The organism is Arthrobacter sp. TmtSoilC77, from assembly GCF_059739415.1.
Genome location: NZ_AP046050.1, coordinates 1,178,190 through 1,192,635, shown reverse-complemented (window position 1 = coordinate 1,192,635; position 14,446 = coordinate 1,178,190). Strand labels below are relative to the sequence as shown.

Annotated in this window: 14 protein-coding genes; 6 read left to right on the top strand and 8 right to left on the bottom strand. The window is 62.1% G+C overall.

The genetic code is table 11. The annotated features are described in order from the left end of the window. Positions 1-2 precede the first annotated feature (2 nt). The 4 genes from fdxA (at position 3) to AC6I99_RS05560 (ending at position 2,237) form a co-directional block, all read left to right on the top strand. Positions 3-305 carry a ferredoxin gene (fdxA, locus tag AC6I99_RS05575; protein WP_497946035.1) on the top strand — a complete coding sequence of 101 codons (303 nt, stop codon included), beginning with the start codon at positions 3-5 and terminating at the stop codon, positions 303-305. A gap of 85 nt (positions 306-390) precedes the next feature. Further along, complete coding sequence (locus AC6I99_RS05570; protein ID WP_497946038.1) at positions 391-1,308, top strand: NADP-dependent oxidoreductase; 918 nt, start codon at positions 391-393, stop codon at positions 1,306-1,308. A 60-nt stretch (positions 1,309-1,368) separates the two neighbouring features. Further along, positions 1,369-1,797, top strand: a complete 429-nt coding sequence (locus AC6I99_RS05565; RefSeq protein WP_224091255.1) for a RelB antitoxin-like protein — start codon at positions 1,369-1,371, stop codon at positions 1,795-1,797. Between the two features lie 206 nt (positions 1,798-2,003). Further along, a complete protein-coding gene (locus AC6I99_RS05560) occupies positions 2,004-2,237 on the top strand; it encodes a hypothetical protein (RefSeq protein WP_497946043.1) in 234 nt (77 codons plus the stop codon). Positions 2,238-2,270: 33 nt separating this feature from the next. On the opposite strand, the gene AC6I99_RS05555 is transcribed toward AC6I99_RS05560, so the two are convergent. The 4 genes from AC6I99_RS05555 to AC6I99_RS05540 form a co-directional block, all read right to left on the bottom strand. Further along, positions 2,271-2,603, bottom strand: coding sequence for a DUF6510 family protein (locus tag AC6I99_RS05555; protein WP_224166632.1), 333 nt, complete (start codon positions 2,601-2,603; stop codon positions 2,271-2,273). Further along, on the bottom strand, positions 2,600-3,337 hold the full coding sequence (locus AC6I99_RS05550) for a ferredoxin reductase (protein ID WP_224166631.1): 738 nt from the start codon (positions 3,335-3,337) through the stop codon (positions 2,600-2,602). The genes AC6I99_RS05555 and AC6I99_RS05550 overlap by 4 nt, the downstream gene beginning before the upstream one ends. Positions 3,338-3,347: 10 nt before the next feature. Then, positions 3,348-3,938, bottom strand: coding sequence for a molybdopterin-dependent oxidoreductase (locus AC6I99_RS05545; protein ID WP_224166630.1), 591 nt, complete (start codon positions 3,936-3,938; stop codon positions 3,348-3,350). A 104-nt stretch (positions 3,939-4,042) separates the two neighbouring features. Next, positions 4,043-4,786: a response regulator transcription factor gene (locus tag AC6I99_RS05540; protein ID WP_497946047.1), complete on the bottom strand. Its 744-nt coding sequence runs from the start codon at positions 4,784-4,786 to the stop codon at positions 4,043-4,045. A 100-nt stretch (positions 4,787-4,886) separates the two neighbouring features. On the opposite strand from AC6I99_RS05540, the gene AC6I99_RS05535 reads away from it, so the two are divergent. Then, entirely contained in the window at positions 4,887-6,557 is a 1,671-nt protein-coding gene (locus AC6I99_RS05535; RefSeq protein WP_497946049.1) for a sensor histidine kinase, read from the top strand. Between the two features lie 3 nt (positions 6,558-6,560). Here AC6I99_RS05535 and AC6I99_RS05530 read toward each other — a convergent pair whose 3' ends face one another. The 3 genes from AC6I99_RS05530 to AC6I99_RS05520 form a co-directional block, all read right to left on the bottom strand. Next, positions 6,561-6,806, bottom strand: coding sequence for a PLDc N-terminal domain-containing protein (locus AC6I99_RS05530; RefSeq protein ID WP_224091244.1), 246 nt, complete (start codon positions 6,804-6,806; stop codon positions 6,561-6,563). Positions 6,807-6,863: 57 nt separating this feature from the next. Further along, positions 6,864-8,072 (bottom strand): 5-methylcytosine restriction system specificity protein McrC, encoded by a 1,209-nt coding sequence (locus tag AC6I99_RS05525; RefSeq protein WP_497946052.1) that lies wholly within the window; start codon positions 8,070-8,072, stop codon positions 6,864-6,866. A gap of 79 nt (positions 8,073-8,151) precedes the next feature. Continuing rightward, on the bottom strand, positions 8,152-10,386 hold the full coding sequence (locus AC6I99_RS05520) for an McrB family protein (RefSeq protein WP_497946054.1): 2,235 nt from the start codon (positions 10,384-10,386) through the stop codon (positions 8,152-8,154). A gap of 189 nt (positions 10,387-10,575) precedes the next feature. Here AC6I99_RS05520 and AC6I99_RS05515 point away from each other — a divergent pair, with 189 nt between their 5' ends. Further along, positions 10,576-12,312 carry a M23 family metallopeptidase gene (locus AC6I99_RS05515; RefSeq protein ID WP_497946056.1) on the top strand — a complete coding sequence of 579 codons (1,737 nt, stop codon included), beginning with the start codon at positions 10,576-10,578 and terminating at the stop codon, positions 12,310-12,312. A 103-nt stretch (positions 12,313-12,415) separates the two neighbouring features. Here AC6I99_RS05515 and AC6I99_RS05510 read toward each other — a convergent pair whose 3' ends face one another. After that, the gene (locus AC6I99_RS05510) at positions 12,416-14,422 is read right to left on the bottom strand and encodes a DUF5107 domain-containing protein (protein ID WP_497946057.1); all 2,007 of its coding nucleotides are present in this window, start codon (positions 14,420-14,422) and stop codon (positions 12,416-12,418) included. Between the last annotated feature and the right edge of the window lie 24 nt (positions 14,423-14,446).

Genomic DNA, 14,446 nt, shown 5'->3' with positions numbered 1-14,446 from the left:
CCATGAGCTACGTGATCGCACAGCCCTGCGTGGATGTGAAGGACAAGGCGTGCATTGACGAGTGCCCGGTGGATTGTATCTACGAAGGTGAACGCTCGCTCTACATCCACCCGTCCGAGTGCGTTGACTGCGGGGCATGCGATCCCGTGTGCCCCGTAGAGGCGATCTACTATGCGGAGGATGTCCCTGACGAATGGTCGGATTACGTCAGGGCGAACGCGGAGTTCTTCGAGGCCGATTTCCGCGAGGACGTGGGCCGCGATCATCCTGTGGTGATGGCGGAGCCGTTGCGGGTGGGCAGTTAGGCGGCGCCGGTTGTGGTGCCCGGTTGTCCGGGGCTGTTAAATGTGAATCCGCGGTGTTGGCCAGGATCGAGGACAGGAGTTTTTGATGAAAGCAGTTATTGTGTCGGATCAGTCTGCGGGAATGGCCGGGCTGAAGATGGCCGAACGGCCGCGGCCGGCGGCGGCCATAAATGATGTCATTGTTGAGATTCATGCCTCGGGATTCGTCCCAACCGAGGTGGAATGGCCCTCGACCTGGACTGATAGAGCCGGCCGGGACCGGACACCCTCCATCATTGGGCACGAGGTGGCCGGCGTCGTAACCTCGCTCGGTTATGGGACGACAGGATTGACTGTGGGTCAACGCGTGTTTGGCCTTGCGGACTGGCACCGGGATGGGACCCTGGCGGAGTACGTGGCGATGGAAGCACGTAACCTTGCGCCGCTGCCGGGCGACGTCCCCTTCACAGTTGGCGCGAGCCTGCCCATCTCTGGCCTGACCGCCTGGCAGGGCTTGTTTATCCATGGCCGCATCCAGTCGGGGCAGAGCCTGCTCGTGCACGGCGCCGCTGGGGCAGTCGGAACGATGGTGACACAGCTGGCACGTGAAGCGGGCGCCTACGTCATCGGCACCGGACGAACTGCCGATCGGCAGAAGGCCCTCGACTTTGGAGCGCACGAGTTCATCAATCTCGCCAACGACACCTTGCAGGATATCAGCGCGGTTGACCTGGTATTCGATGTGATCGGTGGCGATATCCAGAAGCAGTCAGCGGCCCTGATCCGGCCCGGCGGAACGCTGGTGAGCATCACCGGGCCGGTTGAAGCACGCCCTAAAGATGGTCTGGCAGTGGATTTCGTTGTCGAGTCGGATCGTGCCCAACTGGGTGAGATCGTCCAGCGAATCCGAGACGGACGGCTTCGGACAAACATCGGAAACATCGGGGAATTCGACGACGCGATCAATGCCCTTACCCCGGCCGCACGCCGGAATGGGAAGACGATCATCCAGATGCGTCGGTAGGGGACACGATCCAGACGTTAGAGTTGACGTACATCATGTACATGGCTCATCGTTGTATGTATGAGCACTCCTACACACGAGCGGCGGACTTTCGGTTTCGCCGGCGCCCGCAAGTCCTTCAAGACAATTTTGGATACTAGCGATCGCGGCGGCCTGTCCATCATTGAGCGTGGAGAGAGCTCCGCCTCTGTCGTGAACACCAGCTTGTTCAAGGAATTCTTAGTGAATAACCTTCCGGCAAAAGCGCAGGTCGTCAACGAGGACGGGGCATGGGCCATGTTCCTGCCCGGCTTGCCCCTGGCAGCCGAGGGGACGACGTTGGAAGAAGCGACCATTGATCTAATCGACGCTCTTCGTGAATACGCTGAAGACTGGGAGGACCACCTCCGCATGGCATCAAACCATCGAGGCAACTGGGCTTTAGTACAACTGATTGACTCCTCCACTGATGAGGAACTGGCCGCATGGCTGACCGGTAGCAAGAAGTGAGCCAAAAATATCCCCCAGGCACCCGAGATGATCACGAGACTTTCTGCAGGACGGAGGAATGGCAACCTGTGCTCAACGCCAAGGGCCAGAAGGTCCGTCACCACGCCACCTATGAGCTCGCCTTACATGACGGGAGAATTCTTCGGACTCGCATCTCACGGCCAGTGGACCGGACCGCTTATGGTCCTTCCCTCTGGGGTGAAATTTTGAAGAATCAACTGGACGTCACCCCGGACGAGTTCTGGGGGTGCGTGAAGGACGGTGATCTGCCAGACCGCGGCCTACCCGAAGCGCCGACTACGGCCTTGCCTCTCGAGCTTGTCATACTCCTGACCAAGACAGCCAAGATCCCTGAGGCGACTGTTGCCACCATGAGTAAGGAAGAAGCCGTAGAGGCAATGAACGCCTACTGGACCTCAACCGTCACGCCCGGGAAATAGGCCCAAGTCCACGTCTTCGGGATTGGGCAACCCTTATTCTTCGCGGTCGATCTCCAAGTAGCTGAGGCCGCTCAGATCCAGCCAATAACGCGTTGGTGTCTGGACCAATCGCAGCAGGACGCCCTGGCAGTCGCGGCACCGGACCACAATGCCGGGCGCGTCGGTGAAGACCATGGCCTCGCCAAAAGCCCTGATGGAACCGCAATGCCTGCAGCGCCCGAGCGCCGCGATGATGTCGATCCGGAAGACTTCGGACAAGGCGCCGGCAGCGGCGTTGCCGTCCACATACGGAATGGGGTCATGGGATCCTGCTGCAATGTCCGGGTCTTCGGACCCGGGGACGGGGAAGTCATCGGCGCTGGTCACCGGATACCTCCCGTCCCGCCAAACCGCTCGGTCTTGATCGACTCCGGCCGATAACCGGCCATTACAAGCCAGTCCGAAACGGTCTCCACAAAGACTGTCTGGCCGCAAACAAAAACATCCGGTTTCTCCTCTGTTGGGAAGATCTTGCCCAAAAGGCTCTCGGAGGTAAGGCGGCCTGGCGCTGCCGGCCAGCCCTCCGGCGTCGAACGCGTGTAGACATAATCGACCATCAGCTTGGCTGATTCCCGATCCAAACGATGCAGCTCGTCACGGTAGAGCGCAGCTTCCGGAGCCTTGAGGGAATAGAGCAACCGGAAAGGGGCTTCGCTGTCGGATGCCTGATGGGCACGGATCATCGACATCAGCGGCACCACACCCGACCCTCCCCCGATCAGCTGCACCGGGTTCGCGTTGCCCTGCCGCCAGACAAACCAGCCACCCACCGGTCCCCGGATTTCCAACCGGTCTCCGACCGCCAGGTCCCGGACAAGGTAAGGCGACACTTCGCCGTCGGGCAGTTCGTCAACGGTGATTTCCAGATGCTCGTCGGCACTTGCCGATGCCACCGAGTAAGACCGGATGGCCGTATACCCGTCCTCGGCGGTGAGGCGGATGTCAATGTGTTGGCCGGCCAGATATCCCATCAAACCATCCACGCGCAGCCTAATGGTCCGGGCAGTGGCGTTTTCCGGTTCCCCGCCCACCACTTCAGCGACCCGCCATACAGAACTCACGGCAAAGGCCTCACGAGTACCGCTCCTCGCTCCACGGATTGCCGTGAAGATGGTACCCGTTCGACTCCCAGAAGCCGGGAACGTCTTCCTCCGTCAGTTCCAGACCATGAATCCACTTGGCGCTTTTCCAGAAATACAAGTGCGGCACCAAAAGCCGCGCCGGACCGCCATGCGCCCGTTCAAGTGGTTCGTGGTCGAACTCCCAAGCCACCCAAGCCTTACCGCCCAGGAGGTCCCACAGCGGAACATTGGTTGTGTAGCCGCCGAAGGAATGGGCAGTGGCGAAGTCACGGGTGGTCTCCACGTTTTCAAAAAGCGTGTCCACTGAGACTCCACGCCACACTGTTCCCAATTTTGACCAACTGGTTACGCAGTGAATGTCTTCGGTGATCTCCTCCTGCGGCAAGGCCATGAACTCATCCCAGGACCATGCCAGACGCTGGCCATCCTCCGCAGTAATGAAGAACTCCCACTCCTGAACGGGAATGAGCGGGGCGGGTCCAGCGGTCAGAACAGGAAAATCCTGCGTTTCATGCTGTCCCGGAGGCAACGCAGGGTTTTCGGACCGTCGCCCACGGAAACCGGAAGAAATAATACCCATGATGCACCCTCCGCGATGGAGCTCCACCGGCCAACGACCGTTGATGCCCCAACCATAGGGCAACCTCCGGGCGCGGTCCAGCGGCACAGGGTGGGCAGTGATCCTTAGTTGCCCTGTGCCAGCGGCGCCAGCCGGTATCCAACGCCGCGCACGGTCTCGAGCCAGCGCGGGTTCTGGATGCTGTCGCCAAGTTTTTTGCGCAGGTTGCCCATGTGTACCTCAACGGCGCGCTCGTCGGCGTCGCTGACATAACTGCCGACGTCGTAGGGTTCGTTGCGAAGGCGCCGCGCCAGATCTGCTTTTGTCCGCACAATCCGGCCGGTTTCGAGGAGGGCAAGCAGGAGGTCGAACTCGGTGCGGGTGAGCCTCAGTTCCTTGCCGTGCAGGACTGCCGTCCGGGAGCCGGCCGAAACTGCAAGGCCGTTGTGGGTCATTTCAGGGTCTGTTGCTTCCACGGCGGCTTTGGACTCCGACGACGCGCGGGGCCTCCGCATCATGGCCTCGACACGTGCGCGAAGTTCGCGGGGACGGAAGGGCTTGGTGAGGTAATCGTCACCGCCGGCCTCAAGGCCCATGAGGGTGTCCAGTTCCTCCGCACGGGCAGTGAGCATGATGATGTAGGCGTCCGAGGACTTCCGGATCTGGCGTGCCACCTCGAAACCATCGATGTCGGGCAGCCCCAGGTCCAGGGTTATGACGTCTGGATTCAGTTCGCGGGCTGACGTGACGCCCGCGGATCCAGTGGATGCAACATGGACATCAAATCCCGCTTGGGAAAGGACCACACGCACCAATTCGCGAATATCCTGGTCATCTTCAATGACCAGCCCCACACGTACTTCACTCATCGCTGCCCCTCAGCCCCTTCGATAACCCTTCGAAGTATAACCATTATGGTTAGGCTGATCTCATGAACCGACTTTCTTCTCCATTCCAGGTGGTTGCGCCGTGACCCGCCCAAGCACCTGGGATCTTGGCGAGAAGAAAAAGCTCCTGGTTTTCCGGCGCTCTTTCCACGAACACACCCTGCGAATGAGGGTGGTTCTCAGCCAGTTGCCGCTGTCCGTCTGTGTGTGCATTTCGGCGATTCTGGTGTGGCTGTTTTTCCCTGCCACCCTTGAGAATCCCCTGTTCCTCCTCTTCCTGCTCAGCCAGGCATTCCTGTTGGCGATGTGCGTCATCGTGCCGTGGCACCGGCTGCCGTTCCCCAGCTTCCTGGTGATACCGATCCTGGATATGGTGTCGATTTCCTTCGGCAGGGAAGGCGGGCAGGAAGCGCTCACGGGGCTCAGTGTCCTGGTGGTCCTGCCCGTCATTTGGCTGTGTGCGTCCGGCCTGTATCCAAGGCTGGCGATTGCCTTGTCATTCGTGGGTCCGCTCTGCATCGTTTGGGCTCCCTTGTTCGTCAAGGGATCCTTCACCGAGCAGGACCTCACCAAACCCCTGCTCTTCCCGATCCTGATACTTGGCATCGGCGTGTCCGTGAGCGTGTTGACCCTGAGCATGGTGCGCCAACAACGGGCCTTGGAGCAGAAGGATGAGGAACTCAAGAAAGCGCTGGACGTCACCACCAAACAGGAGCGGCTCCTCAACACGGTCATGGAAGCCCTGCCGCTGGGTGTGGTGGCAGTGGACGGCGAAGGTCATGACGTCCTCATGAACCGCCGCCAGCGCCAGACCCACTCGCTGGCAACACCTCCAGGCAATGACGATCCGAACGAATCCGAACTGCTCGTCTTCGACCAGGACAGGACCACGCCGCTGCCCACTGACCGCCGTCCAGTCCGACGCGCGGTCCTGGGGGAAAGGTTCACGGATCAACTAGTGTGGCTTGGTTCCGGAGCAGACCAGCGTGCCTTCACCACAAGCGCCCGCCCCATGGTTGACGACGACGGGAACTTCGCCGGCTCGGTTGTTGTCTTCAGCGACGTCACTGATCTGGTCAACGCCCTGGCCGCCAAGGACGACTTCGTCGCCAACGTCTCCCATGAATTCCGTACGCCGCTGACGTCCATCCTTGGTTACGTGGAGCTCCTGCTGGATGATCCCCGTTCCCTGGATCCGTCGTCCCGGAGGCAACTCGACATCGTTCGAAGGAACGCCGAACGGCTGCTTACCCTGGTATCGGATTTGTTGGCAGTGCGTTCGGGCCAAATGGTCATTCAGCCGCACACGGTGGACGTGGCTGAGCTGGTCCGGGGAAGCGTGAGCTCAGCCGGTCCCCGGGCAGCCAAAGCGGGCATCCGGTTGTCCATGGATGTCCCTGAGTCCTTGGAGGCCCACGTGGACTCCTCACGAATAGCCCAGGTCCTGGACAACCTGGTATCAAACGCCATCAAGTACTCCCCCAAAGGCGCAGACGTGGAAGTTGCCGCGTGGGAGGACCAGGATTTTGTGTTTTGCCGCGTCTCCGATACCGGCATGGGCATGACGGAAGAAGAGCAGTCCGAGGCCTTTACCAAGTTCTTCCGGGCCGGCGGCGTACGCAACAGCACCATTCCCGGCGTCGGGCTTGGACTGCCCATCAGCAAGGCGATCGTTGAAGCGCACGGCGGAACCATCACGCTGGAAAGCGAACCGGGCCGGGGCACAACCTTCCTCGTGAAGATGCCCGCCTGAGCGTTAGCGCGCTGTGCCTGCTACTGCGGCATCACGACGGCGGCCGAAGAGGAAGTAGCTCACCGGTCCGAAAAAGTTGATGAACGAAACAGCGCGCCACACCGCCTTCTTCCCCCTGATTCTGGAGTCGGGGGTCTTTCCGATGCTCCGTTGCGCTGCACCCAGCAGGGCCATGTTTATGGCTCCGCTGACAATGAGCATGATCCGCTGGCCCTTGCTCATATCGCGCCACGATTTCCTGCGAGCCATGATGCCTCCCTCGAAAATTTCCACTGCGCCGGAGTTCATTGAGCCGACGATCTCAGGCTAGTCTGAGGCCGTTCTTCCCGCCACAGCCTGACGCACTACCTCGCCCCACGATTGTTCCGCGAGGTCGGCCACGGCGGCCAGGATCTCCGACGGCGGCCGGGACAGGTCCAGCGGATACTCCACGATGTCGATGTCCGTGTTCAGGATCCTGCGCAGCTTCATCTCCCCCGGTCCAGCGTAGACAAGCCATGCCGTGGGGACCCGAAGTGCGGTGCAGTACGCCAGCAATTGGTAATGGTCCGCGTTCAGTGAAGCGCCGGCATCTCCTGCCGCCGTGTACTTGGAGTCGTACACCACCACGGGCCTCCCACCGAGGAAGTGCACGGCGTCGGGGCGGACTATCAGGCGATCCGTGTCCCGGACAGCCTCATTGAGCAGCGCCCCATACTGGAGGCGCATTTCCCCAGGATAGGCATTCATCGCATGCCGCAAAGCCGTGCCCACGAACTCCTCGAAAACCTGTGCCATATCCACCACAAAGGAAGCGGTCTGCTGCTTCCCTTCTCCGGCCTCGGCCGAGGCATTGCGCAGGATGACCTCCGAGAGCCGCAGAACGGCGTGGTACCTGAGATTCATTCGGTTGGCCCGCCAGGGCGGCAGGGGGGCTCCGGACTGAAGGCGGGTGACGGCGTCGAGCTTTCCCTTCAGTTGGCGCAAGCGGCTCAGGACATCGGCCCGGACGCCTGGCACCTTCCCCATCCGTTCCAAGGCAGCGCGAAGGATGCGGTTTTCGGCGATGTCCTCGGTGAATTCGTCGTAGGACACTTCCAAGGGCACCATCATTCCGGGCCTGCGGGAGATCTGGTCCGAGATGCGGATGCGGCCTTTCACGGTCCGCAGCGATTCATCGATGGTGAGATAGCCCTGAAGGACGCCGCGGCTCAGCGCACGGTCAGCCAGCTGGGCCAGCGATTCGGCCAGGGCACTCCAGAGATCAGGGTGCTCAACGGCTTCCACCGAGTGGTCGCGGAAGCCTTGATCGCCGGCGTAGCTGAGGAGGAAAAGCAAGCGGCTGAGGCCCAGCCGGTCCTTGGGGCGAACCTCGAGCTGGACGGTGGAAGTCCTTACCGAGCCGACTTTGCCGACGGGTTCGATCCTGTAGAGGCCCATGCCAATCGGTGACGCTTTCGCCAGCCCGCTGGCGTTGATGAACGCAGCGGTTGGGGGGTCGAGCTTGTCAACGACTCCCCGTGAGAGCTCGTCCATGACGATGTGCCGGGTCCCGGCAGCCGTACGCGCCGTACCGGCACTTGCCGGTGGCCGCCGCGGGCGTGGCGGGACGGCCTTAGCGGGCAGCAAGTCGTCCCAGCAATTGGTCCAGGCCGAAGCGTTCCTCCAACTGCGCGCGGTTCAGTTGCCCGTGGTAGTGCTCCTCCAGCAACGGCATGAGCTCGTACTTCCAAATCCGGCGAAGCCCTGTGGGGTTTTGGGCAGCGTTCTTCATGAAGTAGGACGGCCCGATCATCAGGTCCCGGTCCCAGTCATCGATGGCGTCGTTGAGGGCGTCCAGGAGATCCGCGTTGAGCGTGCCCAGGCCGCGGGCTTGAAGGAAGCGCCGCAGCGAGCCCCTGACCGGTTCCACCTTGGGATGCAGTTCGATGAACGCGAAACGACGACGAATGGCGGCGTCCATCATGGCGATGGAACGGTCAGCTGTGTTCATGGTGCCGATGATGTACAGGTTGTCCGGCAGGCTGAAGGGCTCGTTGGGGCTGTACTGGAGGTAAATGCGGTCGTCACGGTACTCAAGGAGGAAGTACAGCTCGCCGAAGACCTTGGCCAGGTTGGCACGGTTCATCTCATCGATGATCAGGAAGTACGGCTTGTGCGCGTTCTCCGGCTTGGCAGCTTCCTCCGCGAGCCGACGCAACGGTCCGGCCACGAGCTTGAAGGAGACCTGGCCGTCGTCGGTCTTGTCCGGCCGGTAACCCTCAAAGAAATCCTCGTACGCGTACGACGGATGGAACTGCACCAGCTTCACGCGTTCATCGGTGCTGTCGCCGGCGAGCTCGGCAGCGAGGTGCTTGGCAAGGTACGTTTTGCCGGTACCTGGAGGTCCGTAAAGAACCAGTTGGCGGTTCTCTTCGAGCAGCTCGGCGATTTCCTTCAGCGGCTCGAGGTCCATGTGAAGGGAAGCTGCGAACTCTTCCGTCAACGGCCGGAAACCCTGCTGGACAACCTCGACGACGGCGGTGGGCGGCGCTTCGTCCTCGCCATCGGTTTCGGCTTCTACCGGAAGGAGTTCCTGCAACGCCTGAATGACCCTTGTGACGTCCACGATGATCCCGGGCGTGGACAATTGCCGCTGCGCATGGCGTGGGAGTTCGGTAATGGCGTAACTGTCATCGAACCAGCGGACCTTGCGGCGGATGCGGCGGTTGTCCTCGTGGTGTTCGGGCTCGCCAAGGACGACTCCCACCCGGACACGTCCGGCGTGCTGGTAGAGCGTAAGGTCACCGGGTTTCATCACCGTGAGGAAGGCGAAGACCGCCGTCTTGGTGTCCTCGCGCTCCACATAGCCCAGGTGCTTGTAATCCTCGTCCACGGCATGCTGGACCACACCGGCAGTGACTCCTGCAGTTAGCGAGCGGAGGTGCTCAACGTCCAGGGTGGCTTTCTCTTCAGCAACCCAGGCGGCCAGCAGGTCGGCGTTGTCGTGATGGGTACGCAGCAACCAGGAGCGGCGGCCGGGGTCCCCCACCTTCCGCCATTGGCTGACCAGCTGGCGTGCGTACCAGTCAATGCGCTGGCCGGCTTGTTCGTCCAGGTGCAGCCGGATCCGATGGATGTCCGCAGTCACGTCCTCTTCGGTATCGCCCCCGGCGCCACCAACGAGTGAGGCGAAAGCGTCACGAATCTCCCGGCGCTCCACGTCAGCCACCACAGGCTCGAAGTAGCTGGGCCATACCAAATACTCAATACTGCGGCGCAGGGCCGGCTGGTCCTCTGGTGTTCCGACCGCAAGTTCATGGAACTTCAAAGGATCAGCGAGCGCCTGGTTGATGGTCTCCGTGCTTTGGCTGTCAACGTGCGCAACAAAGCGGCACAGCCATTTCAGGTGGTCCCAAATGGTCCAGTTGAACTCGGCGGTACGGTCGCGGATCACGCCGTGGTCCGTCATGCCCTCGTAGAGCTGTTCCGGCAACTCGATCGGCGGCTCTACCCAGGAGGCAGCCTCGGCCACACGGGCACGCTTCACTCTGAGCGACTTGACCTCATGGGCCAGCGGCAAGGACTGAAGGAAGAGCAACTCCACGGCCAGCAGCTTGGCCTCCCGGGAGGCGCCTTCAAGGTTTTGCCGGAGGTTGGTCATCATGGGCGCTTTGGAATCTTCCACCCCGCGCTCGAGGCGTTCCAGCAGCTCCCCGGCGGCGTCTGCCGTCCAGGTCAGCGTGCGCCCGTCCAGCGCTGAAGGTCTCCCTTGAAGTGCCGGGCCCAGCACATACCAGGCCGCGTCCTCGATCTCCTTGGAGATTCCGGGGGCGCGGTCAATGGCAGGCTTCACGGAGGGGGTCACCATGCCAACTTACCTTGTTTGACTTAGCCAAGCATCTGGATTTGGAGCACTGCAGTATGCGCAAAGCCTTGACGTGGGCGTGTCATTCCCATAGACATGCAGTACCCGTAACATGCAGTGATCGGATCCAGACAATGGTGTGGACCTCCAACACTTTTCGCCGGGCACGGATCCATGTCAGGAGCGGGTTTGGTGAACAGCAAGACTCCTGACAAAGGCCCGGCGCGGCTCCGTGGGCACGCCCGCTTTCCGTTAGCGGTTATCGCGGCCGCTGTCATGCTTGGCTGCTTCCAATCCGGAGCGGTCACCCCGGCGCCCCCAGCCGTCCAGCAGATCCGGGCAGATTCATCCGGCGATGCGCCCTCAGCAGCGAACTGGTCCACGAACGACACTCCGAGTCCAGCCACCAACCCTTCGGGAACTGTTGAGCCTGCGGCTGCCAACCCCTTGGGCACTACGCTGTGTCAACAGACAGGGTTTGGACCGGCATCCACCACCGGCGCCCCTTCAGACGTCCAGCTCCGTAATGCTTCGGCCATCATGGTGGCTGCGGAAAAGCTGGGCCTGCCATCCGATGCCCAAATTCTTGGGGTACAAGCCGCGCTTGGCGAATCTTCCCTTGAAAGCAAGGATTACGGCGACGCCGCAGGGCCGGACTCCCGAGGGTTGTTCCAGCAGCGCGCCAACGGGGCATGGGGCTCCTATGCCGATCGAATGGATCCGTTCGTTAGCGCAACCAGTTTCTTCCTTGCCCTGAAGGGCATCAAGGACTGGCAGCTTCTGCCTTCCAGCCTGGCCATCCATCAGGTACAGCGGAACCAGGATTCGGACCACTACACCAAGTACCGGCAGCTGGCCCAGGAAATCGTGGGCTTCCTGAGTTCCCAGGGTCCGCTGACACTCCCCTGTTCCGGCGCTGCTTCGTGGCAAACATCGGTTGGGAATCCCGCGTCCCGTCATGTGCGGCCAGGACCAGGCATGTTGATGTCACCCCTGCTGAACCTGCGTCCCAGTTCACCTTTTGGACTGCGCACCAGTCCCATCACGGGTGCTCCTGGGGAATTCCATACCGGGCAGGACTTCGCAGCGGCCTGTGGCACACCGGTTCATTCTGCCGATGACGGTTACGTGCGCGAGGTGGGCTGGCATGCCTGGGGCGGAGGCAACCGGATAGAGATCGATCACGGCAACGGGCTTATCACTACGTACAACCACCTGCAGGCGAGCGCCGTGCGCAAGGGGCAGGTAGTTGAAGCCGGGGACGTCATCGGCTTGGTCGGCTCCACTGGTTCGTCGACCGGATGCCACCTCCACTTTGAAACGATTGTGAATGGCGTGCTGGTGGATCCATCGTCGTGGAGCCTGATCCCGCTGGATGGAGAGTCGTCCGTGGATCTGCTCAGGCTCACAAGCTTCTCACCTGCAACAGGAACGACGCCGGTTGGCGAGGTTCCGGTGTGGTCGCTCGGGATCGCACTTGGCGAGCCGGAGACGTCGGCTCCCGAGCCGGCTGCGCCGCCTCCAGCACCCGCAGCTACCCCAACCGCTTCGCCGACGCCGACGCCCACTGCAACTGCTGAGCCCACGCCGACCGCTTCACCAACACCGACCCCAACAGCGACCGCGACACCAACCGCTTCACCAACACCGACCGCGACTCCAACCGCTTCACCAACACCGACCCCAACAGCGACCGCTTCACCAACACCGACCCCAACAGCGACCGCTTCCCCAACGCCGACCCCAACGGCAACCGCAGAACCCACTCCGACAGCAACGGCTGAACCCGCCCCAACGCCTATACCCACAGCTTCACCCACGCCAACAGCTACGGCCGCTCCCACCGCAACCATCACAGCGACCCCAACTACCGACCCCACAGCGACCGCAACCATCACGGCTACGCCCACCCCGGCACTAACTCCGTAGCGTGTCCGCCCGTCAAGGGTTGATTTCTTACTCCCCCCGCCCGGCATTTTCAGGCCGAAGACGGGATAGCGCCTTCCCTTTGGAATGGCGCGAAAGCAGTCCCCTAGTGCATTCCAAATTGGTAGTCGAAGGGCACTGGCTCACCGGGACAGACTTCTTCCCACAGCGCCGCTATGGCATCCTCGCCCTCGCGGAGGTCCGGTATCTCTACCCCTTCGCGCAGGATGGCTGCAGCATCGCCTGCCTTGCCCACGCGGGCCAGCGCCAGGGCCTTGAGGAACCTCAAACGCCCGACGGCGGCGCCCTCCTTGCGCTCGGACTCCAGCTTGCGCTCGGACTCCAGCCTGGGCTCGGACTCCAGCAGTTGCAGCGCCTGGGCCGGGTGGTCATGGCGGATGCTGAGTGTCACCGCCTCGGTGAGTAATGCCCTGTTGGAGGGGTCGGCCTGAACACCGCTCCTGAGTTCATCCAGACCCTCGCCATCGATGCCGTCGGCCAATAACGCCAACCCCAATCCGCGATGTGCGAGCGCCAAAGTCCGCTGCTGAACGCCCCCGGCAGCAAGCACCCCACGGTAGGCCGCCTTGGCTCCCTCCAGATCCTGCCTGGCATGCCTCATGGTGGCCACGTGGAAGCGCGCCTCAGGACTTTCCTGTCCCGCCAGCAGCTCCTCCCAGTCAGCACCGGCAACAAAGGTGGTTGCGCCGTCGAACGCTTTTCCCTTCAGCAGTTCCAGCCATGGTTCCTGCTCCGCCGTGATGCTTTCATCTACGAACGGGGTGCCGCTCTCGTCAATCCAGCCCTTGCCCGTCCTGCGGCGCCGCGCTCGCTCCACCACTCCCCAGCCACTGCCGCGGAGCACCATGGTGGATGGCGGGACGTCAGCATCGGTGACGGCGGCGGGCAGCATTGCCTCCAGGTCCTCGTGCGCAAGGAGCTCCTCAAGCCGCTGGCCGGCATGGGCCACGGCCGCATCCCAATCCGATCCGTGGGACGTTTCCGGGTCCAGATGCCCGTTCCCGTACGCTTCCACCCACGACCATTCCGCACCCGCCGGCATGGACAAATGCTCAAACTGGGTTCTCGCCAAGCCAGCCTGGATCTCGGCGTAAGGGCCGGCACCCGGGCTCAACCACTGCTGCCACCGTTTACCGCCCTGGCCTTGTCCCCAGACGAAAAGCTTCTTGCCCCTCAGCCGGCTCGTGGATAGCATCGCCAGCCCATCGCCGTCGTCGTCCGCAGCCACAACCCAGCGACGTTCGGATGGATCAATATCAAAGAAGAAATCGGCGGCATGCGGGCTGTTGACCAACCACGTGCCGTCGTAGCCGTTGTGGTTTGTCGGCCGGACGCGGGTGATGTCCGTGGCGTAGTCGCTGCCAAATGCTTCCTCGGCCGGCGCGATCACCCGGGTGCGGTCCGTCTCCGGAATGGCTGCGTTGCTCCACCAGTACATGGGAACGTCATGGTCATTCGGGTTGCGGATGCGCACCGCCGCGAACAGCACCTCCGATTCGGCAGGCAACCATATGTCCACTTGGAACACCACTTCCCGGAGCCGTTCGAACTCCCACACGCGAAGGATGTGCTTTCCGTCGGCGGTGTGGACGATCGCCGTGTGCAGTGGATCGCAGCTGGTGGGCGAGTGGCCGCGCGTGCCAATGTTCCACTCCAAGCCTCCCGCGAACCACGCCTTTCGCAGCGCGATGTTGGCCAGCTGGGGCGCGTCGTGCGTGTGGAGGAGCTGCTTTCCCGTCGCTTTATCGAACAATTCCCAAATACGGCCGCCCAGGGACGGTATGACGGTCGCCTTGAGTTTGCTGTTCTCAAGCACGACGGCGGGCAGCTCCTTGGGTGCCGCCTCCCGGCTATAGCCATCCTGCATGAGGTACGGGAACACATTGGGCACTACACCGTAGCGGGCGGCCGCCTGAAGTTCTTCCGGCACTCCCTCGCCCACGGTGTACGGCTGATCGAGCTCCGCGGCCACCACGGGCAAGGGGTTCAGTGGGCCAATATCGGCCATCGTCAGAGAAATGGTGGTGACAGTGGGATGGGAAGGTGACGTGGCGGCCATGTCCGTATCCGTTCGTGAGGAATCAACGTCCACACCCACAGTCTCCTCGGACCGGGC